Here is a 24,467-nt window from a genome sequence, read left to right on the forward strand (position 1 = left end):
GATGGGGCAATGCTTGCCACGACGACGGACTAATCGGCTGCGCGCCGATCCCCTATCTTCGGCGGTACCAAACCAACCGGAGCACCCCATGAATCTCACCGAATACACCGCCATTGACGGAGTCGGGCTGGCTAAGCTCGTCGCCGCCCGGGAAGTTACACCGGCGGAACTGGCGGAATTGGCACGCGTCGCGGCCGACATCGTTAATCCAAGTCTCAACGCGATCGTCGAACATTGGCCGTTCGAGGCAAGCGGACGCGTGTCGCTCGACGGAGGTGGACCGTTGGCCGGCGTGCCTTTCCTGATCAAGGACATCGCAATCTCGATGGCGGGCAGGCGCCTCGAACTGGGTAGCCGCCTCGCGCAAGGATGCGTAGCGGCCGGCGATTCGGTTCTGATGGAGCGCTTTCGCGACGCGGGCCTGGTCACGATCGGCCGGACGACGACACCCGAGATGGCGTTCAGCACGACCACCGAGTCGACGCTTCAAGGGGCGACGCGCAACCCGTGGCAACTCGGATTGAGTGCGGGTGGCTCGAGCGGTGGCGCGGCGGCGGCCGTCGCGGCAGGCGTTGTCCCCGTCGCACATGCGACCGATGCGGCGGGATCGATCCGTGTGCCTGCCGCGTACAACGGACTGTTCGGACTCAAGCCGACGCGCGGGCGCGGTTCGAACGGGCCGGCGCTGGACGAAGTGTTCTCCGGGTTCGGCGTCCAACTGGGCGTCAGCCGCAGCGTGCGGGATAGCGCCGCGTTGCTGGATGCTGTGCAAAGCCGAGACGCGGCGGGCGAACCGTATGTCACGTCCGCGCCAGCGCATAGCTTCCTTTCCGAGGTTGGCCGTGACCCGGGGAGGTTGAAGATCGGCTTGATGATCGACCCGTGGAACGGCGATCGCACCGATCCGGCGATCGCGGCCGCCGTCAGCGACACCGCGCGCCACCTCGAAGGGCTAGGTCATCACGTGAGCCTCGAGACGCCGGGTATCGGGGTGTCGTGGGAGGCGCTCGTGCAGGCGAACGCGACGATCTGGACGGCGACGATGATCGGCTGGATCGACAGCATCGCGGCGTCGACCGGTCGACCGGTCGACGCAACGACGCTTGAGCCGGCGACGCTGGCCTGCGTCCGGTACGGCCGACGGGCGCGGGCGACGGATTACGCAGCCGCCCTGGATATCCGGAACACCGTCACGCGTGCGGTTGGTGCATGGTTCGAGCGGTTCGACGTGCTGTTGACGCCAACGTTGCCGCATGGCGCGCCAGTCATCGGCACCTACGCGCAGGGTTCTGAGTCAATGAATGGGCTCGAGTGGACGGATCGGGTGTTCCGACATTCGCCGTTCACGCCGCCGTTCAATGTCGCAGGCGGGCCGGCGATGTCGGTGCCGCTGGAGAGCGATCCGAAGACGGGGTTGCCAATCGGGGTGCAGTTCGCGGCGGGTTTCGCGCGTGAGGACAGGTTGCTGCGGCTTGCTGGGCAACTGGAGCAATCGCGGCCGTGGAGCCGCCGGCGGCCGGGGGTGTGGGCAGGGAGCCGAACATGACGGCGACGTCTGGCACAGAATGAGGGGCGGCGGACATCGTGAGGGCGCCGGCAATTTGGCCGGCAGCAATGAACACTCGATGGAACCCCACACGATTTCCGCAGATTTGCGTGAGGCGACAATGCAGGTGCAATCCTGCTCGCACGCCGACTTCCCGGTGCGTGCCGAAGCACGCGCGAAACCGGGGCGCCGATCCCGTGGAGCGGCGTTGTCGCCGGAAACGGAGCGGGCCGGGGCGGCCCGATGTGAGTGCGACGCCGGCGTTGGGCTACCTGAAGCGAATGACGTAATCGACGTAGACGTTGATCGGCCGCGACTCTGGGTCGCCGCCGGCAATCGCGTGAGTATGCATGCCCGAGCCCGAGGTAGGACTGCCGTTGGGGTTGTTTTCGGCCAGGTCTACGCCCATCACGACATCGATGACGTGCGTGTCGGTCGGGACATTGGGCATCGAGTGCGAGTGGCCGCCGTCGGTCGTTGAAATGACCGGATTCGCCGGATGCCCCGTCGTCGATACGCTTTGCACGGTCCCGACCGGAATCCGGCCTGCGCCGGCGATGAAGTAGCCGCGCAGGTCGGGCACGGCGAACTTGAGCGGCGCGCTGCCGAATACCGTGCCGATTGCGCCGTACAACGCCTGAAACGCGCTGATGCGCACGAGACTGCCGTCGCAGGGCAGCCATCCCGAAGCCATCAGCGCGGCCTTGATGCCCGGATCGGTGGTATCGCCGCCATAGCTCATCACCGTGCCGATCGGTGGAGCCGACTGGGTCAGAACGTCCGAAGCGATGAGGAAGTCGACGTAGATATTCTCCGGCCGTGTCTCGCGGTCGCCGCCGGTAATCGCATGGTTGTGCTCGCCGGCCTGGGACGAGGTGGTCGTGTCGTTTGTCCAGACCATGCAGTTGTAGGCAGCCGGTCCTGACGCGCCCCACGCCGCGTGGTGGTCGGTCAGCGGGATTCTGGCGATGTTGTGCGAATGGTCGCCGACGCTCGAGACGGCGAGCGCACCCGGCGTGGCAGTCGCATGCAGTTGGGCGGAGCCCACCGCATCTCCGGTGTTGCCACCGGTGTGAAGCGCGTGACGGTTGCCCGCGTTTGGGTCCCGATTCGTCGCGTGGTTGGTGCCGCGCAGAAAATAGCCGCGCAGGTCGGGCGTATTGACCACGCTTTGACCGTCGCCGCCGAAATTGTAGAAAACGGTATTGAAGAGGTTGGGGAAGCGGCTCGTGCCGTATGCCGTGCCGTCGCACTTGAGCCATTTGACCGGGACGGCGGCAAGCGGCCCGCCGAAGGCCGCGATGGCGCCTGCTGGCACCGAGCCGGTGGGCACCTTCGGCTCATCGGCCTTGATGATGAAGTAGAGCGCCACGCTGATCGGCGTGGTGCTGTCGTCGAAACCCGTCACCCCATGGAAATGGGCGCCTGCGTTGTCGGTCTGGGCCGGCGCATTCCAACGCGCCATCGTATACGTCGAGCCGCTCCAGGCCATATGCATGTCCGCGTTCAAATGCTGGCAGCTGTGCGCATGCAGACCATTTGCTTGCAACAACCAGGGCGCGTTGGGCAGCGCGGTTGCGGACTTTTGCAGCGATCCCGTGTTGCTGCCGATGGCGCCGCCAGCGGCGGCGGCAACGCGGGTTGCGGTGTCGGGATCGGTACCGTTCGTGGCGTTGGCCGCACCGCGAGGAAAGCGACTGCGCAAGTCCGGCAGCCGGAAATTGATCGCGTCGCCACCGTTCGCCGTACCGATGGCGTCGAACAGGTCGGGATACTCGCTCGAGCTGCGTGCGCTGCCGTCGCACAGCAGCCAGCCGGCGTCGTTCACGACTTTCAGGATGGCCGGGATGGAAAGGTCGCCTGCAAACGTCGTCACGGTGCCGATCGGCAAATCGCTCAGGGTGAGCGCTTCCACGAAATAGCGGTAGTTCGTCGGCGATGCCGTCGCGAGATCCGGTGCGTGATCGGCCAGATAGCGCGCGCCGGTCTTGTCGGCAGCCATGACCGTCTCGGCCTGCGTGCAGGCTTGCGCGACCAGTTGAACGATCGATAGCGCGGCCTTGATGATGGCGAGATCGAGACTCGTTTGCAGAAACAACGGCTGGCACGGCACGAACACTGTCCGGCCGGGCGCCGACTCGCTGCCGGTACAGAGCAGCAACTCCGGCGTCGGCTGCGCGCTCGTCATCGGCGCAAAGTCGTACAGGAAGGTGTCCGACGCCAGGCGGGCCGACATGGTGTTCAAGGTCTGGCCGACCGTGGTCCTGGAGCCGGTGCCGAACCATCCCGGAAAGTCGGCGGAGGTCGCAGCCGCGGACGCGGCCTCTGCGACGAGTTTTTGGGCTTTGTCGTGCGCCTGGCGTATGAGATCCTGTTGCTGCGCACTTCCGCCATTGAATGAAATGCTCATGTCTCGTTGCCGCCTTAGTTGATGTCGGAAAACTCGTAAATGCAGGCTGCGTAGGCCCAGTACCACGGCGGCTCGATACGGCTGAGCACACTGATGGGCAGCGGCACGGCACATACGCCTTGCTTCGGACCGGCAACATTGGTCCGCATCCGCGCAGCCCAGTTCTGCGGGGTGTCCATGCCCCAGTGAGCGAACACGGCTTGCCGGATCGGCAGGACGGCGGCGGTCGACGAGATGCCGATGCTGCATTCACCGTCGTAAGTCAGGCTGCGCGAATTGAAGTTGGCGCTGCCGACGATCGCGTAGCTGTCGTCGAACAGCGCGAGTTTGGAGTGGATGTAGATGCTCCTGAAATTCGGCGACAGGTCGGGGCATTGAAACTTCGGTTCGTTCGGATCGATCGTGGTGAAGTAACGCACGCCGGAAGTAAAAACGAAACTCGACTGGTCGGTCTGAACGACGTCGAGCAGACTCGTTCCCAGCATGATCGAAGTGCTCTGCCCGCCGATCGCGTAATTGAATGTCGCGTATTCGATCCCTTTACCCGGCAAGAACGTAACCATGGCGCTGCTGCATTGATTCTTCTCGACGGTCACGTTGCCGTTGAAGGTCGCCCGGGTCCACTGGCCCGTATTGATCAGCATGGTCGCGAACGCGATCCGGATCAGGTAGTCCTGGCCTTTCTGATCCTCGGTATCGTTGCCGTTCGTCGGGTAAGGCAGATTGATGATGCACGTGAGGCCCGGCGCGGCATTGACCTTGTTCACCAGCGCATTGACAACGTCGAGATCATGGAAGGTGAAATTTTCGAAGTACACGTAGGCGGAAGCCGTACCGATCTTCTCGATCATCTTCTTCTTGATCTGGGTAAACTTTTCCTCATACTCGGATGACGTGACAAGCACGTCGACCGGTACTGGGGCGTTGCCGTTGAGCGGATTTTCGTAGGGAATGAGCGACGGCGATGTGTTGCATTTTCCCGGCCCGTCGAGGCAGGTATCATGCTTGACGTGATAGCAGGCGAATTTCACGTACGTCGCTTCATTGGCAGGGCCGGTGTCGAAATTGGCCTTGATCCATCGCCGATCGAACTCCTTCTCGACTTCGTCGACGATCGGCCCTTGCAGCAGGACGGCCGTGTCGTGCCAGCTGTGAAAGTTGCCGTGGTCGTACATCGGATGGTCTTCGTCGTCCCAGTAGCTGGGCGTGATGTTGAATCCGCCGACCAGCGCGGTTTTTACGCCATTCACACTGAACACCGCCAGTTTCGAGTGCTGTGAGTAGATCGGCGTGTAGCTCGCCTGAGACCCGTAGGTTTCCAGGCGTGCCTGGACGTTCGCGTACTTCTTCAACGCGTCGCGCGCCCGGTAGTTGTCTCGCCCGTCGACACCCGTGACCCATACGCGCGGATAGAACTTCAGGATGTCGCTGTTCTCGATCATGTGATAGATCGCCGAGGTATCGAACATCAGGACATAGGCTTTCCTGCCCGCATCCGAAACCGCCTTGAACATGTTCTCGAAGGTCGGGCAGACGGGCGGCTGTTTGCCTGCGATGTCGTAGGAGCCGGTTTGTACGGCCATCAACAGATTGCGCAACAGCGGAAAGTAGTTCTCGCCGTCCAGCACCAGCGAACACGAGCCCGTGTTCTTGCCGCCTGCCGAATTGCTCCCTACGCCCATCTGGTACGAGGCGTCGTAGGCTGCATTCGAGATTTGTCCGCTCAGTCCGGCGTTGACCAGCACACTGCCGACGCCCGCGGCCACGGCGGACGCATACAGCAGCGTGGAGCCGATGGCAGCCCCGGTGATGACCGGCCACGCCACCACCACGACAGCGACGGTCGCGATGCCCACGCCCGCCCAGAGGACGATGTCTGCCCAACGCACGGTAAAGGCGACCAGGGCTTCCGGCTTGCGGGCCGCGAGGAATCGCACGTGAGCTGCGGGCGGCTGCGAATACACCGTGCGCAACGCGCTGGTGATGGTCTGCGGAATCTGACTCGACGGAATGGTCTGCGCGTTGAACAGAACGGGAACGTTGGTGGGGCTCGTCAGTTCGAATACCCACTTTCCTGCCTGCGGATTCTGGATCAGGAAGACCTGAACCGACGAACCGGCGAACATGATCAACTGCGTATCGCTGGCGTCGCCGGGGCGAAGGGGGGTGCCATCCGGGCGGTAGACGTTGAGCACGGTCTCCGCCGGGAAATCGCCGCTGTTGAGTGCCTTGTCGAACACGCCTCCGTACAGGTACGGGGTGCCTGCCGCAATGTTGAGCGACTGCCGTCTGTTCGCTGGATGGTGAACCGGCGTGAAGGTGACCGCTCCGGAGGCGGAGCCGGTGTTGCGGGTAGGGCTGGCGTCGGCGAAATCGTTGTCCATCTTCCAGAATCCGACAAGACCGGGCTCGGCGCCACTCAGCCCGTTAAAACGGGTCATCTGGATTTCGGTCGTCGTGATGGCACGGTTCCATATCGTCACGTCTTCGATCACCCCGAGAAACTGGCCGTTCGGCGTGACCGGTCGATCGGTATTTCCAATCAGCACGCGTGTGCTGCTCGATACGTTGAGCGGTGTCGGCAAGGTGGATCGGACCGTGGTCGAAAGCTGCTCGGCATCGAGATAAACCAGCAATGTGCCCGCCTGCCGCACGACGGCAATACTGCGCCAATGCCCGTTCAGCGCGGTAGTCGGTGCCGTGGCCACGGCGTAATATCCGCTGCCACTGTCGGTAGAGACCGTGAGCGCGCCGTCGCCGCCGACGGCAACGACCCACCCCGCGTCGCCGGGGCCGGACTCCGTGGCGGACTTGCGCGAGATAATCGTGCCGCCGCGGGTCGTCTGGAACAGGGCCGTGATCGAGAAGTCGCCGGCTCCAAAGTTGTACGCATTGTTTGACGGGACGACGATCATGCCGCCCGCACCGATCCGCGCGCCCCAGTCGTTGTCGACGTCCTCGTGCATGTCGATCGAGCAGTACGAATAGGCGTTCACGCCCTCGACCCAGACACAGTGATAGACCGGACGGAAGGCCACGCTTCCCACCGGGGTCGCGAAGTTCATCGTCGTGGACGAGTCCGCGAAGTTCCGGTTCATCTCCCACAACCCGACCAGCCCGCTGCTGCCTGGCTGAACGTTGTTGAAGATCGTGTTCACGATTTCGTCGGCCGCGAGGGCGCGATTCCAGAGCGTGACGTCCTCGATCACGCCCTCGAACTGCGCGTTCGGCTCGAGTTCGGGATCGATCCGGCCCATCAGCAGGTCCATGCCGTTGGATACGCTCAGCGGCGTCGGCAGCGTCGACCGGACACTGGCAGCAACGGGGTTACCGTCGAAGTAGATGGTCAAGAGCCCGTTCTGCCTCACGACCGCGGCGCTGTGCCACGTATTGTCCAGCGCCGCGGTCGCGATCGACGTAACGGTGTAGTACCCCGTGCCGTCATCGGTGACCATCCTGATCGCACCCGAGCTCTCCAGCATCAGGTACCAGCCGGCGAACGCCGGCGTCCCGGTCCCAGGTGACTTTCGCGCGAGAAGCGGGCCTGCCTTCGCGGTCTGGAACAGGAGCGTGACGGTGAAGTCCCCGACGCCGAAGTCGTACGCGTGATTGCTGGGTACGCGTACGTACGATGCGGCCGGGATGTACAGTCCGTAGTCGGTTTCCATGTGCGGTCACTGGAAGCGGATGATGTAGTCAACGTTCACGTTGATCGGCCGCGATTCGCTGTCGCCGCCGGACAGCGTATGCGTATGCGCGCCATTGGTGGACGTGGGGCTCTTGTTGGAATTGTTTTCGGCCAGATCCACCCCGGCCACGACATCGATGACATGCGTGTCGGTCGGAATGTTGTACATCGTGTGCTGATGATCGCCGTTCGTCGTCGTGATGACGGGTACGACCGGCGTGCCGGTAGTCGATGTGGTCACGGTGGTGCCGAGCGCCACGGTGCCGGCACCCAGAACGAAGTAGCCGCGCAGGTCGGGCACGTTGAATTTGAGCGGTGCGCTGCCGAACGCCGTACCGATCACGTCGTACAACGCCTGAAAGGCGGTAATGCGAAGCGCACTGCCGTCGCACGGCAACCAGCCGGTGGCCAGCAGCTCAGCGTTGACACCTGGATCGGTGATATCGCCGCCAAAGCTCATGATCGATCCGATCGGCGGGGCGGCCTGAGTCAGGTTGTCATTGGCGACCAGGAAGTCGGCGTAGAGGTTCTCGGGCCGCGTTTCCTTGTCGCCACCTGTGACCGTGTGATTGTGGTCGCCGTCCTGGGACGATGTCGTGGCGTCGCCCGTCCATACCATGCAGTTATAAGCCGCGGGGCCGGATGCGCCCCAGGCTGCGTGATGATCGTTCTGCGGCACCAGCGCGATGTTGTGTGAATGATCGCCTGCGCTGGAAACGTTGAGCGCGCCAGGCGTCCTCGTCGCATAGCCTTCCGCCGAACCGATGGCGTCGCCCGTGTTGCCGCCCGTATTGAGTGCATGCCTGCTGCCGGCATCCGGATCTCGCTGGGTTCGGTGGCTCGTTCCGCGTACGAAGTAGCCGCGCAGATCCGGGACGTTCAGGACGGTTTGCCCGTCGCCGCCGTAGTTATAAAAGAGCGTATTGAACAGATTGGGGTAAAGCGAGACACCGTACGCCGCGCCGTCGCACTTGAGCCATTTCGCAGGCGGCGTGGATAACGAGCCGGCATACGCGCAAATGGCGCCAGCAGGCAAGGTGCCGGTAGGCGTGGCAGGCTCGCTGGCCTTGATGATGAAGTAAAGCGCGACGCTGATCGGGGCAGTGGCGGTGTCGAAACCGGCGAGGGTATGGTAGTGGGCGCCAGCGGTATCCACGGTGGCCGGTGCGTTCCAGCGCGCCATGGTGTAGGTCGATCCGCTCCAGGCCATGTGCATGTCGGAATTCAGGTGCACGCACGTATGCGTGTGCAGTCCCGCGTGTTGCAGCGCCCACAACGCGTTCGCCGGCAGGGCGGTGGCGTATTTTTGAAGCGAACCTGTGTTGTTGCCGGACGCACCGCCGGATGTCGCGGCAATCCGCGCGCCCGCATCCGGATCGACGCCGACGGCGCTGCCGAGCGTACCGCGAATGAAGCGATTTCGCAGATCGGGGAGATTGAAGTTGTTTCCGCTGCCACCATTGGCCGTGCCAATCAACGAGAACAAGGCGGGAAATTTGGTTTTGTCGAATGACGACCCGTCACACAGGTACCAGCCTTGCTGGTTCAGCGCGGTGACGTTGGCGCTTTTGGAAAGATCGCCCCCGTAAGAGACGATGCTTCCGATGGCGAAATTGCTGAGCGTGGCGGTTTGCGAATTCAACTTGAATCTCCTGTATTGGAATCAGGCAGGCCTGCGCGCACTCACGACCGATTGCCGAGAATGGCAGACATGAATTCACACAGGCGACCATGCGTGCCTGCATCAGCCTGAACTGGAAAATTTCTCTACGTATCGTTCGCGCCAATTCGGCGCGCAACTATGCAGCCGGTCTTTAATGATGACCGGATCGATTTTCTGGAATGGGAGCGATGGCGCTTTTAATACGCGACTCCGGATAACAAGATATCTTCCGCAAATTCATCGTAAATTCTCGACAAAAATGCGAAAAATATGAAGTGCCGGGAGGATGCGTCAGATAGCGTCGTCGTTCTATCCGGTCATCGCTGCCATTCGGCGTGCGCTGAAGCGACGACGGCTGTCGCGGCGGTTAAATGCTTGCGCAGCCGCGAAGAGAAAGGTGGAACCGGTGTAGGTACTGTCCGTGCGCGCATCCTTGCCCCCGTATTTCTATTGATTCGTGAGATTGCGGCAGATACTTTGCCAATGCCTCTTGGTCATTGCTATCGGCTCTTTGTCCGATATGCAGGAGACATTGGTGAGAGGATGATAGGTTATCCGAGACACAAGGGGAAGTGAAAAATTGACTTTGTGACGACCGGTTCCATGGTATTTCGAGCGGGGAAATTTTTATAGGAGCGTATGGAAAATAAATAATTCTGTAATCTTGATATCCGAACCCGGGCATACCGGCCGATCCCTGATGTCGCCGCCTGGGGCCGCCGGTTATGGGCCCGGATCCTGGCTTTCGGTTGGCGAGGCAGACATCCTCCTTGTGAGCGTGCCATGCCTCGAACACGAAACGACCGGCCGGCCATGCGTCGTTGCAGCGACATCTTTCTCGCGTAGATCTATTGCACTTCGCCGGGTGGCGAGGTCCTGTTGTCTCAAGGAATACCGACCATGGTGAGAAAACGGGATGGAGAACAAGCAGAGCGAAGATGTGTTAGTCGACGGCGAGTATGTCGCAACGTGCCGGGAGCGCAAACTTAACGCAGTGTCCGGGATTGATCGACCACTACAGAGAGGACCGTGGCCAAGGTGACGCGGCAAGCGCGAAGCGCTATCGAAACCAGCCGTAAAGGAGCGGGTATGGCACAACAGGGGGCAGTGTGGATGCTGTCGGGAGGGGATCTTCGGAACGATCTTCCATTTTTCGGCACAATCGGCTTTATCTTCGGCCTGATTCAATGGTTCGGTTACCGCTACTTCAACAAATCCAACGTTGGCACTGATCTCTTGGTGGAGCACATCGCCTTCAATTCGCTGCTGATGACCGTGATGTTCCTTTGGTTCGCCAAGTGGGCTGTCGAGCGGCTTTGCATCACGCAGGATCGACCGCTTCTCCGTGCGCTGATAGCGCACGTCAGTACTCGCGCCGTAGCCCTTGCCTCGGTCGCGGCTGCGACCGTCATCGGTTTCGGGGCGGCCGCCGCTGTATCCCACAATATTGGCCCGGCCCTGTGGACATGGTATTTCTCACTGTACCTCGTTGCGATGGCCGAGATCGCCGCGAATCCGTTCTTTGGGCCGAATCACTCCAGGCTGAATCGCTGCGCGATGGTCATCGTCATTGTCTCGCCCGTCGCCGCTTCATTTATGCGTTGAGACGAGCCGTCTCCGAAGTGTTGGGCGACATCTGTCACGTGTGGCGCACCGACGCCGCGCTAGACAGTGGTGAGCAAACCAATTGTGACAAGCTGTGGCGAAGCCAACCAATCGCGCAAGGCGCGCGATGAACGAAAACCGCTATGTCCCAAAAGCAGAAAGAGATCGAGCAGGTGCTGAAAGGTGTTCGGGATGGGACACAGACCGGGACCTAAAATCGCCACGCACTGCGGACGTGCAACGAATCGGTAGGCGGGCAGTCTGATCGGGTTCTTCTTTCACTTGCCGCGCGGATGGGCAGCCCGCCCCGAAAGCAGGCGGCCTAATCGGGAGGAGCGAAGCGGGATCGTGCCTCGGCACGGCGACAGACCGCGCAAAGAAGTCGGCAACTGCTTCGCTCAATGCAAGTCAGGCGGTACATAGTGAACCCCGAATTGCTCCGCCAGTTGCGCGAGCCGCCGATCGCGCGTCCAGAGCCGGGTGCTCGGGGTCAACAGCACCGATGCCAGCAGCGTGCAATCCACGGCACCGCATCCGCGCCCATACAGCCGTTCCCGCTCGATCCAGTCCGCTACTTCGCCTGACGTCGCGAGGCGCGTTTGGCGTAGTAACGCGAGATCTCCCAGCGTTCGCGCCCGCGGTTCGGGCGGCGTCCCGCACGTGAGCTCAAGTATCACCAGTGGATGTGTAAGGACGTTATCGATGCGCAGAAGTTGGATAAGCGCCGGTAGTGGCCGCCGGAAATGCTCGACCCACACGGACGTGTCGACCAACACACTCATCGGGAGGTTACCTCAGGAGCGCGGCGCGGGACATCTGCCATGTCGGGCGCGCGACCGCCCAGAGCGGCCAGGCGTTGGCCGGCCTGGACACGCACGAAGGTTTCAAGTGCCGCCCGGAACAGGTCAGCCGGCGGCATGCCCGGTTCGGCGAGTTCGAGTGCGCGCGCATAGAGAGTGTCGTCGACGGTGACGGTGGTACGCATGATGGCTCCTTTGATGCGCTTTTGCATCAATTCTAGCATCAATTCAACAGCGGCTCAGTCGCTGATAAACGGATCACCTGCCGGCCTGAACTGGGGCCGTGACACTTTCGTGGGCGAAGAGGGCCGCGAACTGACCGAATGTTGCGCTGCACAACGGCGCACGCTATAATTTCCTGTTCCCCTTTCTGCGCGCACCAGAATCCGCGAGAGGCATTCCTGCCTCGACTGTCCGTGCGCCATCCCACGATCTCGTTCGCACCCAACAGGCTTGACCAGCCTGTCACGCCCGCGGCGATCGTCGGCCAACTTGTCGAGGAGAATGTATTGGCAAACCCAGTTCGCGACGGCTCAGCATCTCGCGTGATCGCGGTCACGTCAAAGACCAGCCGCCGCACCCCAAAGGAAAAGACGTCGGGCGTCGCAACACCGCTGGACGTGGTATCGATGGCGCGCCAGGACGAGGAGCGTCAACGGCAGATGCGCGCGCTGATCGCCCTGGGCCGTGAGCGCGGCTATCTGACCCACGCGGACATCAACGATCACCTGCCCGACAACTTTACGCAAACGGCTGCGATGGAAACGATCGTCAGCACGTTCAGCGACATGGGGGTGGCCGTCTACGAGCAGGCGCCGGACGCGGAGACGCTCTTGCTGAGCGACGCCGCGCCCGCCGCAGCATCCGATGATCAGGCAGACGAGGAAGCGGAAGCCGCACTGTCGACCGTCGATTCCGAATTCGGCCGCACGACCGATCCGGTCCGGATGTACATGCGTGAAATGGGTGCCACCGAATTGCTAACCCGCGCGGGCGAAATCGAGATCGCAAAGCGTATCGAAGGCGGCCTGCAGGACATGATTCAGGCAATCGCCGCGTGCCCGTCGGTTGTGTCGACGGTTCTTGCCGATGCGGACCGAATCGCTGCTGGCGGACTGCGTATCGACGAACTGGTCGATGGCATCAGCGACGCCGCGGAAGAAGGTGAGGTGGCCCTGGAGTCCGATGACGCCGAGGTGGAAGAGCACGCCTCCGACGATGACACGGACGGCGACGACGTTGATGCGGACGCTGGGGATTCCGAGAAAGCGAACGCGGCCCGCCTCGAAAATCTCACGAACGACAGCCTTGCGATTTTTGCGCGCGTGCGTGCCCTGTTCGAGCAGTCGCTGGATGCGTCCGCTACCGGTAAAGCGCATTCCGCAGCCGTTGCGCAAGTGCGCGCGGAGATTCAGCGCGAACTCGTGCCGATCCGCTTCACCGCAAAAACGATCGACCGCCTGTGTGTCAGCGTGCATGAACAGGTGGCCGAGGTTCGTGCAATCGAGCGCAGCATCCTGGCGATCGCTGTCGACCGCTGTGGCATGTCACGCGAGGCGTTCGTCGAGTCGTTTCCGGGCCACGAGACCGACCTTGAATGGACTAGGCGCACGGCGGCGACTTTGCGACAGTGTGGCGCGGCACTCGAGCGGCATCTGCCGGCCATCCAGGCAGAGCAGCAGAAGCTCATCGACATCGAGGCCAAGGTCTCTCTGCCACTCCAGCAGCTCAAGCAGATCAACCGCCAGATGAGTACCGCAGAGCTGAAAATGCGGCAGGCCAAGCGGGAGATGATCGAAGCGAACCTGCGTCTTGTCATCTCGATTGCCAAGAAATATGTGAACCGCGGCATGCAGTTCCTGGATCTGATCCAGGAAGGCAACATCGGCCTGATGAAGGCGGTGGACAAATTCGAATACCGGCGCGGCTGGAAGTTCTCGACTTACGCGACCTGGTGGGTCCGGCAGGCAGTCACGCGTGCGCTTGCCGATCAGGCGCGCACCATTCGCGTGCCGGTCCACATGATCGAGACGATCAACAAGCTGAACCGGATTTCGCGTGAATACCTGCAACAGACCGGGCAGGAAGCGCCTCCCGCCGTCCTCGCTGAGCGTATGGAGATGCCCGAGGAGAAAGTGCGCAGCATCCTCAAGATCGCCAAGCAACCTGTGTCGCTCGAAACTCCGGTGGGCGACGATGCCGACGCGACGCTAGGCGACATGATCGAGGATGCGTCCGCGAGCTCACCGGTCGAGGCCGCGACTCATGCGAACATGCGCGCAGCGATCGATGAGGCACTTGACGGGCTGTCGCCGCGCGAGGCCAAGGTCTTGCGGATGCGATTCGGGCTCGACACGACTTCTGATCACACGCTCGAAGAGGTCGGCAGGCAGTTCGACGTGACCCGTGAGCGGATCCGTCAGATCGAGAGCAAGGCGATGCGCAAGCTGATGCATCCCAGCCGAGCGGACAAGTTGAGGCCCTTTCTCGAGCGTTGAGCAAGGACCGAAGTGCGCCACATTCCTCTTTCGACACCCCGCTTCAGACCCGCAGCGATCACGCATCGGCGTGATCGCTGCCTTTGTGGGCCGGGTTCGCGGCACGGAGGAGAACTTTGACCGGCTTGATGTTCGCGGCCGGTTCCCTTAGCGCAAGCGGTGACGCAAGCGTATTGCGGCTGTCGAGCTCACGCCGCTGCCGTTACCAACAGGTCTGAATCAGAGTTGATCGATGGACTTTCTATGGCCCACCCGCAAACCGCTAGCGCAGACAGGTGGCGATTGACGACTCGCATTTATCTATGCGGCCTATAGCGATCCGATCACAGCGGATCTGGCCTGCATGATGTAGTCGCACGTTTTTGTCCCAATATGTGGCGCGGCATGATGTTTCACCTGATGTGCACGAGCAGCGTGTAGGCCGGCGCTAGTTGCTCGAACCACCGATGGTCGCTGCCGTCTATCTGCACCAGTTCGCCCAGACACGCACGCCGTGCCCGCGGCTGATAAACCTTCAGCGGCCGCTGCCGGCGCGGAATCCATAGGCCGGAGGCCATTATCAGTGTACGAACTGTCTCGACGGCCAGTTCGATGCCGTGACATTCCCAGAGCTTCTCGCAGGCCAGTGTCGGTCCGAAATCGGCGTAGCGATCGCGGATGATCGACAGCGCCCGGTCGGCGTCTCCTGGGTCCAGACGGCGGTTGCCGGGCTTCGCTCGGTATCCCGACACCAAACCCGCAGGACCGTGCTCAAGCAGCCGGCGAATCTGTCGTGTCGTTAATTCCAGCCGTTCCGCTGCACGGCATGGCTTGAGCTTGCCGTCCGCTACGTCCTGAATGACCTTGAATCGGTCCAGTTCGAGCATCGTGATCCGATCCGTGGCAACCATCGTAGCCTCCGGCGCCGGCCCCCGGCGGCAGAGTAGCGTACGTGGCAAGAAAGCGGACATCTCAATCTAGCCGCCACACAACAAAAAATCCATCATACATATTATGTAAAATCAAGTGGCCAACAAAGCCGGCAGTGCCGTCAGGTTGAATGAGACTGACGGCCTGTCCATCGATCGAATCGCACAGTCACTCCGCTGTTGCACCCGCACCGTCCGGCACTACGTCGCCGGTCGCTCGCCGATTCCATGTCATCGCATCGAGCTACTTAGGTTGCTTGCACGCGAAGCGGATGCGCCGGCCTCCCGCGCCATCGCCGCCTCTATGGTCGAACAACCAGCCGTTGTAGCGCACATCGAACCCGCTCCGGCATCGCTCGACGTTTTGCCCTGCGAAATGCACGCATGGGTCCGTGTCCACGCGTCGCACTCTCAAGCCAACGCAGCTTCGTGCGCTACGTGCGCGGCTGGAACGTCGTTAACAAGATTGGGCCCGCCAAACGCGACGGCACGCTCACGGCCGTCCTGGCCCGCTTGAATACCTCGTCGCTCGAACTACCGCGCTTGTGGCGGACCGGTCCGCGATGGTCCGGAATCGTACCTCCCGCCTATTTCCAAAAAATAAGCGCATCGAAGTGCTTGTTATCTCAATTTAACGATGACAACTTTACTCCGCCACCTTTTGTAATAGGATGTAATCGACTCCGGTGCGAATGCCCCATATATTGAAATTGCTCTTTCACAACCTCTTGGCCATTCGTGGCGCAGTTTTTCAGCCGAAAGAGATTGAGATGCAAAAGATATGTTTGTTTACATGAAACCCGGAGAACAATTATGAATGATCAGAGTGTTTCAACGGCTCGGCGGCGCAAAGCTATCACACCATCACCGCAAGACCTCGAGCGCGGCTATTACGTAACCGAGGATGACAACGGGAGCTGGATTTATCCCGTGAAAGACTTATTTATCTTCGCATATGAGTCGAATCAATTGAGCAGTGACGACAAGAAAACTCTTCGCGCAGCCTTCAAGGCTGCGCTGGATGTTCCAAATCAAATCAAGCAATCCATTGAGAATACCGGAAATCAAGTGGCACTAAATTCGGCATATTTTCTCGATCCGGATATTGTCATCAAAGCGATAAACGACGTAGACGGCATGGCCGAAACCGGGGGCGAGAGTGACGGAGATAGCGGCACCAAAGTCACACTCGAGATCATGGACACATTCTTCCAAGACGTTCTGTCCTCGCTGGGAGGTGATGTAAAGGTAATCCAGGTCTGGCTCCAGGACAAGATGAATGACTTTCAGGTTCAAATTGGATTTGAGAGCAATTACAAGAACTTTGGCAATCTTATTGGCACTGTGGCAATGGCTGGCGATCTTGGCATTCCAACAACTGCGTTTCAGTACATTTACTCGGACTACAGCACTTCTCAATGGATGGAGAAATTGAGCTGTAGCGATACCGTTGCCCAGTCTTACAGCTACAACTACAAGGTGGTTTATTTCGAGTACGATCCTTCTTGAAATATCAAATCCGCCACAATTTCACTTGTCGTTACGATGGTTTTCGGGATGCCTCGTCTATGGAGATGAGGCATCCCCACTTTTCTCATTCGAATGGTAATGCGCTCGCACGGCTCGATAGGCTTCGCGCTCCGCAATGTGATATCGATACTGCCTGACGCGTATCCGGTCGGCGGCACCAAGCCGATCGTGCGTACCGATGCGCTTTTCCATCACATCGTCACCGGCGGCCAGCCGCGGCGCTGCCGCGACTACGACGACGTGCGGCGAGCGTTCTTCGACCACGCGCTGATTCGCTCGCTCGGCTGCGAAAGCGCGATCAACTATCCGGTGCGATGGGCGGGACAGGCGATCGGCTCGCTGAGTCTGCCGCATCAGCAGGCGTGGTGCGACGCTGACGATTTCGCGACGATCGCGCTGTTTGCGTCGCGCGCGGTCGCACCGGTGCTGAAGGCGATCGGGCGCGTGTGAACGGCGGACCGCGTGGATAGGGGCCGGGGAGCCGCGACTCCCCTGCTGCCTGAGCGAAACGGCCCGCATGGACCGTTTTCGTTACGCGATCGTCTGGCTCGCCAGATCCTTCGGCGCCTTCGTCAGCATTTCGGGCCGCTCGCCGACGAGCACCGTATCGTCGAACCGGAAGCCGCCCAGCCCCCATTCGTACAGCCCCGGTTCCGCAGAATAAACCTCGCCCGCGAGCAGCGGCCGGGTATTGAACGCCATGTCCTCCGGGAACTCGTGGCCGATCAATCCCATCCCGTGTCCGGTGCGATGGCGGATCAGATCGGCGACACCGTGCTTCTCGAACACCGCCTGTGCGGCCGCGTCGATCCCGCAGACCGGCTGGCCCGCGATCGCCGCTTCGCACGCCCCTTCGTTCGCCGCGCGTGCGATGTCGAACAATTGCGCCTGCCGCGCAGACGGCTTGCCGCAGAACCATGTGCGCTCGTTCTCGATCACGAGGCCGTTGATGCGCGGAATCACGATGTTTACGAGCCCGTGACCGTTCTCGATCGTCGCGCCGGCCGAGCGCCCGTCGCCATGCGGCGCGCAGCTCGCGGGGCCGGACAGCGTCCAGCAGCGCAGCACCTCGAATTGCTCGCCCGGAAAGCGCCGCGCGGCCTCGGTGACGAACAGCGCGGCCATCGCCATGTCGAGCTCCTGCACGAGGCGGCCCGGGCGGATGTTCTCGCGATAGCGGTCCTGCAGCCAGTCCGACAGCGCGCTCGCGTCGCGCATCAACTGGATCTCTTCCGCATGCTTGACGACGCGAAGCCGGCGCGTTTCGCCGGCCGCCGCTTCGATCCTGAGGCCTGGCAGCAATGCGGCCGCGCGCGACAGCGGGCCGGTGATCGCATCGCATCCGATGCGTGCGCGATGCAGGCCGGCCGCGCGCAACCAGTCCGCGACGCATTCGCTCCACTGGCTCACGAGCGGCAGCCGCTGCTGCACGCGCGGATGCTCGGCATAGTAGTGTGCGTTGTCGACCCACAGATGCCCGGCTTCGCGCGTGAAGCGCCAATGATGTGTCGACAACTCGTTCAACACGGCGAACGGCTCGCCGTTGCGCGGCACGACGCAGAGGATCGGGCGCTCCCACGGGAGCACATCGGTGTGGAAATTAGTGACGAACTGGAAGAAATCGCCTTGCGTGAAGGCGAGTGCGTCGTAGCCTTCGCGATCCATCAGCTCGCGCATCAGGCGAAGGCGGTAGTCGCGAACGTCGCGGCCGAGATGTGCCATGAGTTGCTCCGTTTGTCTGTGACGCCCATATTTCTGCAGTGAATGATGCGCGGCGACGTTTGCCGAATCGGATTCGCCGCCATCATTGACCCACGGCGGACACGAAGAATCGGCCCGCCCGCCATCGCCGCACGCGAGAGACCATGTTCGACACGAACGCCGCAAGCGTCCAACGGATTTCCGTGATAGGGTCATCACTGACATCCATAACGGTTGTCGGTTCGTTCCGCTACGTCGCAGGCAAGGCGATCACGGAGATTCGAAATTGAAAGACGTCTTTCGCCAGCTGGATCTGAATTTGTTGCGCGTGTTCGCGACGCTGATGGACGAACGTAACGTGACGCGTGCGGCCGCGCGGCTGTCGCTTTCGCAGTCGGCGGTCAGCAACGCGCTGAGCCGGCTGCGTCGCTCGCTCGACGACACTCTGTTCGAAAAGACGACAACCGGTATCCGCCCGACAGCGCGCGCACAGGAGCTGTGGGCCGCGATGCAGCCGCATTTCGACGCGCTGAGGCAGGCAATCTCACCGGATACGTTCGATCCGGCGCGCTTCTCCGGCACGTTCACCCTCGCGATGTCGGACTACACGGTCGAGCGTGTGATGCCGCGGCTCGCCGCGTACATGGGCCGATACGCGCCATCCATGCGGATCAGCGTGGTGCCGTACGATCTTGCCAACCTGCCGAACCTGTTCGATCGCGGCGGCGTGGATTTCGCGATCGGCGGCTATCTGAACGACGCGAACCGGAGCAGCGGTATTCGTACGCATGCGCTGTGGCCAATCCAGTGGAGTTGCCTGATGCGCAAAGGGCACCCGCTCGAGAAAGGTGCGTTGACGCTCCCGCGCTTTCTGGGCGCTCAGCACCTCGATGTCCTGTTTCCGGGAACCTCGACTCCGCTCTATGACAGCATCCTCGCCGCGCATTCGCACCGGCGCAACCTGCTACTCACGCTGCCCAACTATTCGCCCGCGCTCGCGATCATCGCGCAATCCGACTTCATCGGCGTGCTGCCAACCTCGCTGCTCGATCTCAGCCCGTACAAGGACTCACTGATTTCGCGCCGATTGCCGGTTCAGATGCCGGTGCGGCCTTACTGCATGATCTGGCATCAGCGCTGGGACAGTCACGCCGCGCACCAATGGCTGCGGCAGAGCATCGCGTCACTTTTCACACAAGCTTCGCCGCGCGCTTGACGCTGAAGCGCTGTCAGTTACGCGCTCGGGTGTGACTATCATCCGGCCCGATCAGCGGGAACCGACCCGTCAAACCATCACCCCTTTCCCATCACGGCGAGATAGTCGTAACGATCCCCGCGGTAGAACGAGCGCGTCAGTTCGAGCGGCCGCCCCTCGGCCGAAAACGAGCGGCGCTCGATGTGCAGCACCGGATCGCCGCTGCGGATGCCGAGCAACGCCGCGTCGAGTTCGGACGCCAGTTCCGCGCGCAGCCGCTGAAGCGCCCTGACCGGGCAAATGCCCGCGGCATTCAGCGCGCCGTACAGCGAATCGCCGAACTCCAGGTTGCCGCCCAGCAGTTCGGCGGCCAGCACCGCGCGCTCGATCGCCATCGGCACGGAATCCGCCGTTCTGACACGCTCCAGGTGCATGACGACCGAATCCGGCGCAAGACCCAGCGCGAGCGACTCCTCCGGCGTCGGGCGACGCAGTTCGCGTTTGACCCAGTGCGATCCCGGGCTGAAGCCGCGGCGGCGCATGTCGTCCGAGAAACTCGTGATCTCGGTCAACGGCTGCTCGACGCGCGCAGACACAAACGTCCCGGCACCCTGCCGCGCTTCGACGAGCCCCTGGCGGATCAGTTCCTCGATCGCGCGTCGCACGGTGTCGCGCGACACCTGCAGTTGCGCGGCCAGTTCCCGCTCGGGCGGAAAGCTCTCCCCGGTCTGCATCGTGCCGTCGACGATGAGCGCGCGCAGCATCCGGGCGAGCCGCGATGCAATCGGCATTCGCGCGCCGCCCGGCGATGGCGCATGCAGCTCGGCCACCTGCGGTGGACTGAACAAGTGCGCGCCCGGTTGCGGGTCGGGCGAAAGAAGGTCATCCAGGCTGCGTTCCGTCATCGATACACTAGAAATGGTCAGGATTGAACAGGCGACACGGTGCGATGCACGGCATCAGGACGGCTTGCGCGACTGCAGCGCATGATGAATCGATCCGCCGTGCTCGACGGACAGCGCCTCGGCTTCGCCGCAGCTCAACCCGGCCAGCAGCATCAGGATCGCGATCCGCGGGCGGTTGCCCGCTTCGGTGAGCGTTCGCGCCGCGACCTCCGGCGAGACGCCGGCGGCCTGCGCGACGATCGATTGCGCGCGGAGTTGCAGCTTGTGATTGTGCACCTGCAGGTCGACCATCAGATTGCCATAGGTCTTGCCGAGCGCAACCATCGACAGCGTCGAGAGCATGTTACAGACCATCTTCTGCACGGTCCCGGCCTTCAGGCGTGTCGACCCGGCCAGGATCTCGGGGCCGCAGTCCACTTCGATCGAGACCTCGGCAACCGCGCCGACCTCGCTCCCGCTGTTGCAGGCCACCGATACGGTCGGACAGCCGATCTGGCGTGCATGACGAAGCGCACCGATCACATAGGGCGTGCGACCGCTCGCGGTCAGTCCGACGACCACGTCCTCGCGCCGCAGGTCGATGCCTTCCAGATCCGCTCGCCCTCTTTCGGCGGAATCCTCGATGCCCTCGGACACCCCGACGAAACCGCCCGCGACGATGCCCACGACTTCCCGCGGCGACATGCTGAAGGTCGGCTGGCACTCCAGCGCGTCGAGATAGCCGATCCGCCCACTGTTGCCCGCCCCGATGTACACGAGCCGCCCGCCCGCGCGGAGCGCCTGCGCGACCATCCGCACGCCCGCCGCGATGGACGGCAACGCACGCGCCACGCATGGCGCGATGAACGCATCCTCGCGATTCATCAACGCCACGCCTTCCTCGATACTCAGTTGGTCGAGGTTGGCGCTGAAGACGTTCGGCTGCTCGGTGATCAAACGGTCCAGCGGCATGGTTGCACTCCACAGGTTGGGTGACGGATGGCCTTGATCATAATTGGTATGGCATTGGTTGTAAATCGTCGATTCAGTGACAGCCATCTCCCGGAAACCGTCGACGTCGGCTCGGCTCACCCCATAGCGCCACTAAACTACTGATAATAAATAGATTAAAGGCGCTCCACACGATCCAGCCCCTGTTATCTCCAGGACGGAAAAGCTATCCACTCAACCTCTGGACAGCTTCTCAAAAACTACCTATTGCCAACCAATATATGAATTGGTACGTTCCAATATATCGACGGTTCAATGTATCCGCCCCCCGGACCGGGGCGGTTCGGTATTCGACAGGAGCAAGCATGGCGGCAGAGACGGCAGAACGGTTCAGGGCACTGGCCCACGCGATTCTCGATGCGATCGGCGGCGCACGGAACGTGCGAAATCACACGCATTGCATGACGCGATTGCGCGTCAACCTCGCCGATCCCGTGCTCGCCGATCCGGCCGCGCTGCGGCAACTGCCCGGCGTGCTGGGCGTGGTGACCGGCGATCCGCTGCAGGTTGTGATCGGCCCGGGCGCGGTCAAACAGGTCTGGGGCGCGTTCGCGCAGGCATTGAGCGAACACGAGGCAAGCGGCACGCGCCCGCAAGACGACGCCCCCGCCGCGAAGCCGGCTGCGCCCGCCCGGCGCGGCAATCACGCCGTGCGCGGATTCCTGCGCCGCATCGCCGCGATCTTCACGCCGCTGATTCCCGCGCTGGTCGGCGCGGGGCTGATCAACGCGCTGGGTGGCCTGCTGCTGCTCTGGGCCCGGCACTCGCCGCCCGACAGCGCAAGCGACCTGACTTTCCTCGCCACCGTCGCGTCGACGATCGGCACCGCGTTCTTCGCGTTCCTGGTCATCCAGGTCGGCATGAATGCGGCGCGCGAATTCGACGGCACGCCGAGCCTCGGCGGCGCGGCCGCGAGCGTGATGATCGTGCCGGCGCTGACCAAGCTCCCCGCGTTCACGCTGCCGCTGCTCGGCGAGATCGCGCTGCGGCCTGGCCAGGGCGGACTGATGGGCGCGCTGCTGGCCGGCGTGCTGGTCGCGCTGGTCGAGCGCAAGCTGCGCACGCGGGTCCCGCCGGCCATCGAGACGCTGGTGACGCCGACGGTGTCGCTGCTCGTCGCGGGCGTCGCGACGCTGTTCGTGTTGATGCCGGTGGCCGACGTGCTGACGAACGGCGTCAGCAAGCTCACCACGCTGCTGTTGAATGTCGGCGGCATGCCGGCCGCGTTCATCCTCGCCGCATCGTTCGTGGGCCTGCTGATGTTCGGCCTGCATCAGGCGCTGATCCCGATTCATGCGCAACTCATCGCGCAGTACGGCTTCACCGCGCTGTTCCCGATTCTCGCGATGTCCGGCTGCGGGCAAGCCGGCGCCGCCTTCGCACTCTATTTCCGCGTCAAGGATGCGGGCCTGAAACAGCGGATCCGCGACACGCTGCCGACCTGCATGCTGGGCGTATCCGAGCCGCTGCTTTACAGCGTCACGCTGCCGCTCGGGCGCCCGCTCGTCACGTCGTCGATCGGCGGCAGCATCGGCGCGCTCGTGCTCGGGTACTTCGCCAGTCACGGCGATTTTGTCGGCGCGACCACGATCGGCCCGGCCAACCTGATGCTGATTCCGCTCGTCACCGGGCCGATGGGGCTGGGCAGCAGCGTCGCGGTCTACTGCCTCGCAACGGCGACAGCCTATGCATCGGCTTTCGTGCTCACGTGGTTCTTCGGGCTGACGCAGGATCAGCGGCGACAGTTCATCCGGCCCGCCCCGCAGCGCGCCGAACCGCTCGCCGACGGGCCGCTGCCGGTACGGCAGCCGCACTGAGCGCGCCGCGCGGCATCGAGACAAGGCGGTCGCACCGGAGTCGGTCGTCTCTTTATCGCCCCATTCAATATGGATAGCTAAATACATGAAAAGCGGAATGGCTTTCGCGCTTGCATGCTTCGTAACGACCTTCGCACATGCGCAATCGAACGTCCTGCTATGGGGGCGCCTGGGCGGCGACGTCCAGTACACGAGCGGCGTGCAGACGTCGCACGGGGCCGCGTCGCGCTGGTCGCAAGGCAGCGACTGGGGCGTCAACATCATCGGCCTGAAGGGCACGGAAGATCTGGGGAACGGCAATCACGCGCTGTTCTGGCTCGAGTCGGCGTTCACGCCGACCGGTTCGCTGGTCGCCGGGCTGATCTTCCAGCGCGCGGCCTGGGTCGGGTTGAAGAACGACACCTTCGGCACGATCCGCTTCGGCCAGGGGCCCATGCTCAACAATTACGTGTGGGAATACGACCCGCTGCTCGAAGAGAATTTCGGCGCCCAGTCGTTCGTCGCCTACCGGAACGGCTCCCGCCTCTCCAACGGCATCCGCTACCTGTCGCCCGACCTGCACGGCTTCTCGTTCGACGCCGAGCTGAACCTGGGCAACAGCCCGACGAGCTTCAATGCGGGCGATCCGGCCAACGCGGGCAAGGCCGGGCGCGCGGACGGCTTCAGCGGCGCCTACACGCACGGCGACTTCCAGGTGCGGGTGGTGTGGGACGAGATCCGCAACGCGCAGGGTATCGAGAACAACCTGTTCAGCTACTCGCGCGAGCTGTTCGTCGGCGTGCGCGACCGGTTCGGCCCGTTTCGCGTGCAGGCCGCCTACACCCACTACTCCGCACCCGACACGCCGGCAGGACTGTCCGATCGCGCCGACCTCTGGTGGGCCGGCCTCACATACGACGTGAACCCGTTTTTCCATCTGCAGGGTGCGGCCTACACGATGAAGGTCGGCCCCGGCAAGTGGACCGCCGATCACGACGGCGAGTCGCGCGTGACGATGGTCGGCGTCGGCTGCATGTACGACCTGTCGAAGCGGACCTTCCTGTACAGCATGGCCGCGCACGTGTTCAACAGCGCCAACGCCAATTTCGGCGTCAATCCACAAAGCCCGGGGCTCGGGCCGATGAACGCCGGCTGGGGCACGAACCCCGCGCCGGGCCATGGACAAACCGGCGTTTATGCCGGCATCGAGACAGTGTTCTAGCCGGCGTGGC

16 protein-coding genes and 1 pseudogene are annotated in these 24,467 nt (G+C 62.6%); 8 read left to right on the forward strand and 9 right to left on the reverse strand.

The features are described from left to right. Positions 1–88 precede the first annotated feature (88 nt). On the forward strand, positions 89–1,546 hold the full coding sequence (locus ACWMMN_RS35255; RefSeq protein ID WP_486424154.1) for an amidase: 1,458 nt from the start codon (positions 89–91) through the stop codon (positions 1,544–1,546). Between the two features lie 268 nt (positions 1,547–1,814). Here ACWMMN_RS35255 and ACWMMN_RS35260 read toward each other — a convergent pair whose 3' ends face one another. Genes ACWMMN_RS35260 through ACWMMN_RS35270 form a run of 3 tightly spaced genes read right to left on the reverse strand, consistent with a single transcriptional unit; the run spans position 1,815 to position 9,286 of the window. Continuing rightward, on the reverse strand, positions 1,815–3,956 hold the full coding sequence (locus ACWMMN_RS35260) for a tail fiber protein (protein WP_486424155.1): 2,142 nt from the start codon (positions 3,954–3,956) through the stop codon (positions 1,815–1,817). A gap of 14 nt (positions 3,957–3,970) precedes the next feature. Continuing rightward, a complete protein-coding gene (locus ACWMMN_RS35265; RefSeq protein WP_486424156.1) occupies positions 3,971–7,624 on the reverse strand; it encodes a LamG-like jellyroll fold domain-containing protein in 3,654 nt (1,217 codons plus the stop codon). A gap of 6 nt (positions 7,625–7,630) precedes the next feature. Next, positions 7,631–9,286, reverse strand: coding sequence for a tail fiber protein (locus ACWMMN_RS35270; protein ID WP_486424157.1), 1,656 nt, complete (start codon positions 9,284–9,286; stop codon positions 7,631–7,633). 1,050 nt (positions 9,287–10,336) lie between these two features. Between ACWMMN_RS35270 and ACWMMN_RS35275 the strand changes: the two genes are divergently transcribed. After that, the gene (locus ACWMMN_RS35275) at positions 10,337–10,912 is read left to right on the forward strand and encodes a hypothetical protein (RefSeq protein WP_486424158.1); all 576 of its coding nucleotides are present in this window, start codon (positions 10,337–10,339) and stop codon (positions 10,910–10,912) included. 398 nt (positions 10,913–11,310) lie between these two features. On the opposite strand, the gene ACWMMN_RS35280 is transcribed toward ACWMMN_RS35275, so the two are convergent. Both ACWMMN_RS35280 and ACWMMN_RS35285 read right to left on the reverse strand, forming a co-directional pair. After that, positions 11,311–11,694: a type II toxin-antitoxin system VapC family toxin gene (locus ACWMMN_RS35280; protein WP_174993892.1), complete on the reverse strand. Its 384-nt coding sequence runs from the start codon at positions 11,692–11,694 to the stop codon at positions 11,311–11,313. After that, entirely contained in the window at positions 11,691–11,897 is a 207-nt protein-coding gene (locus ACWMMN_RS35285) for a type II toxin-antitoxin system VapB family antitoxin (protein WP_174993891.1), read from the reverse strand. The genes ACWMMN_RS35280 and ACWMMN_RS35285 overlap by 4 nt, the downstream gene beginning before the upstream one ends. Positions 11,898–12,374: 477 nt before the next feature. Here ACWMMN_RS35285 and rpoD point away from each other — a divergent pair, with 477 nt between their 5' ends. Next, positions 12,375–14,210 (forward strand): RNA polymerase sigma factor RpoD, encoded by a 1,836-nt coding sequence (gene rpoD, locus ACWMMN_RS35290; RefSeq protein WP_404823527.1) that lies wholly within the window; start codon positions 12,375–12,377, stop codon positions 14,208–14,210. Between the two features lie 398 nt (positions 14,211–14,608). Here the strand turns inward: rpoD and ACWMMN_RS35295 are convergent. Continuing rightward, positions 14,609–15,100 (reverse strand): annotated as a pseudogene (locus ACWMMN_RS35295) (transposase family protein); the annotation flags it as partial. An 831-nt stretch (positions 15,101–15,931) separates the two neighbouring features. Between ACWMMN_RS35295 and ACWMMN_RS35300 the strand changes: the two are divergent. Further along, positions 15,932–16,627, forward strand: a complete 696-nt coding sequence (locus tag ACWMMN_RS35300) for a hypothetical protein (RefSeq protein WP_155627346.1) — start codon at positions 15,932–15,934, stop codon at positions 16,625–16,627. Between the two features lie 138 nt (positions 16,628–16,765). Continuing rightward, on the forward strand, positions 16,766–17,098 hold the full coding sequence (locus ACWMMN_RS35305; RefSeq protein ID WP_174993888.1) for a GAF domain-containing protein: 333 nt from the start codon (positions 16,766–16,768) through the stop codon (positions 17,096–17,098). An 81-nt stretch (positions 17,099–17,179) separates the two neighbouring features. On the opposite strand, the gene ACWMMN_RS35310 is transcribed toward ACWMMN_RS35305, so the two are convergent. Beyond that, positions 17,180–18,370, reverse strand: coding sequence for a M24 family metallopeptidase (locus ACWMMN_RS35310; RefSeq protein ID WP_059241775.1), 1,191 nt, complete (start codon positions 18,368–18,370; stop codon positions 17,180–17,182). A 265-nt stretch (positions 18,371–18,635) separates the two neighbouring features. Here ACWMMN_RS35310 and ACWMMN_RS35315 point away from each other — a divergent pair, with 265 nt between their 5' ends. Beyond that, complete coding sequence (locus ACWMMN_RS35315) at positions 18,636–19,565, forward strand: LysR family transcriptional regulator (RefSeq protein ID WP_059241778.1); 930 nt, start codon at positions 18,636–18,638, stop codon at positions 19,563–19,565. A 77-nt stretch (positions 19,566–19,642) separates the two neighbouring features. On the opposite strand, the gene ACWMMN_RS35320 is transcribed toward ACWMMN_RS35315, so the two are convergent. Both ACWMMN_RS35320 and murQ read right to left on the reverse strand, forming a co-directional pair. Next, a complete protein-coding gene (locus tag ACWMMN_RS35320; protein ID WP_256087421.1) occupies positions 19,643–20,335 on the reverse strand; it encodes a GntR family transcriptional regulator in 693 nt (230 codons plus the stop codon). A gap of 168 nt (positions 20,336–20,503) precedes the next feature. Beyond that, the gene (murQ, locus tag ACWMMN_RS35325) at positions 20,504–21,400 is read right to left on the reverse strand and encodes an N-acetylmuramic acid 6-phosphate etherase (RefSeq protein WP_486424159.1); all 897 of its coding nucleotides are present in this window, start codon (positions 21,398–21,400) and stop codon (positions 20,504–20,506) included. 344 nt (positions 21,401–21,744) lie between these two features. On the opposite strand from murQ, the gene ACWMMN_RS35330 reads away from it, so the two are divergent. Continuing rightward, entirely contained in the window at positions 21,745–23,256 is a 1,512-nt protein-coding gene (locus tag ACWMMN_RS35330) for a PTS transporter subunit EIIC (protein ID WP_486424160.1), read from the forward strand. A gap of 97 nt (positions 23,257–23,353) precedes the next feature. Further along, entirely contained in the window at positions 23,354–24,457 is a 1,104-nt protein-coding gene (locus ACWMMN_RS35335; protein ID WP_342706401.1) for a porin, read from the forward strand. Positions 24,458–24,467 lie beyond the last annotated feature (10 nt).

Source organism: Burkholderia cepacia complex sp. TUM26381, from assembly GCF_057439935.1.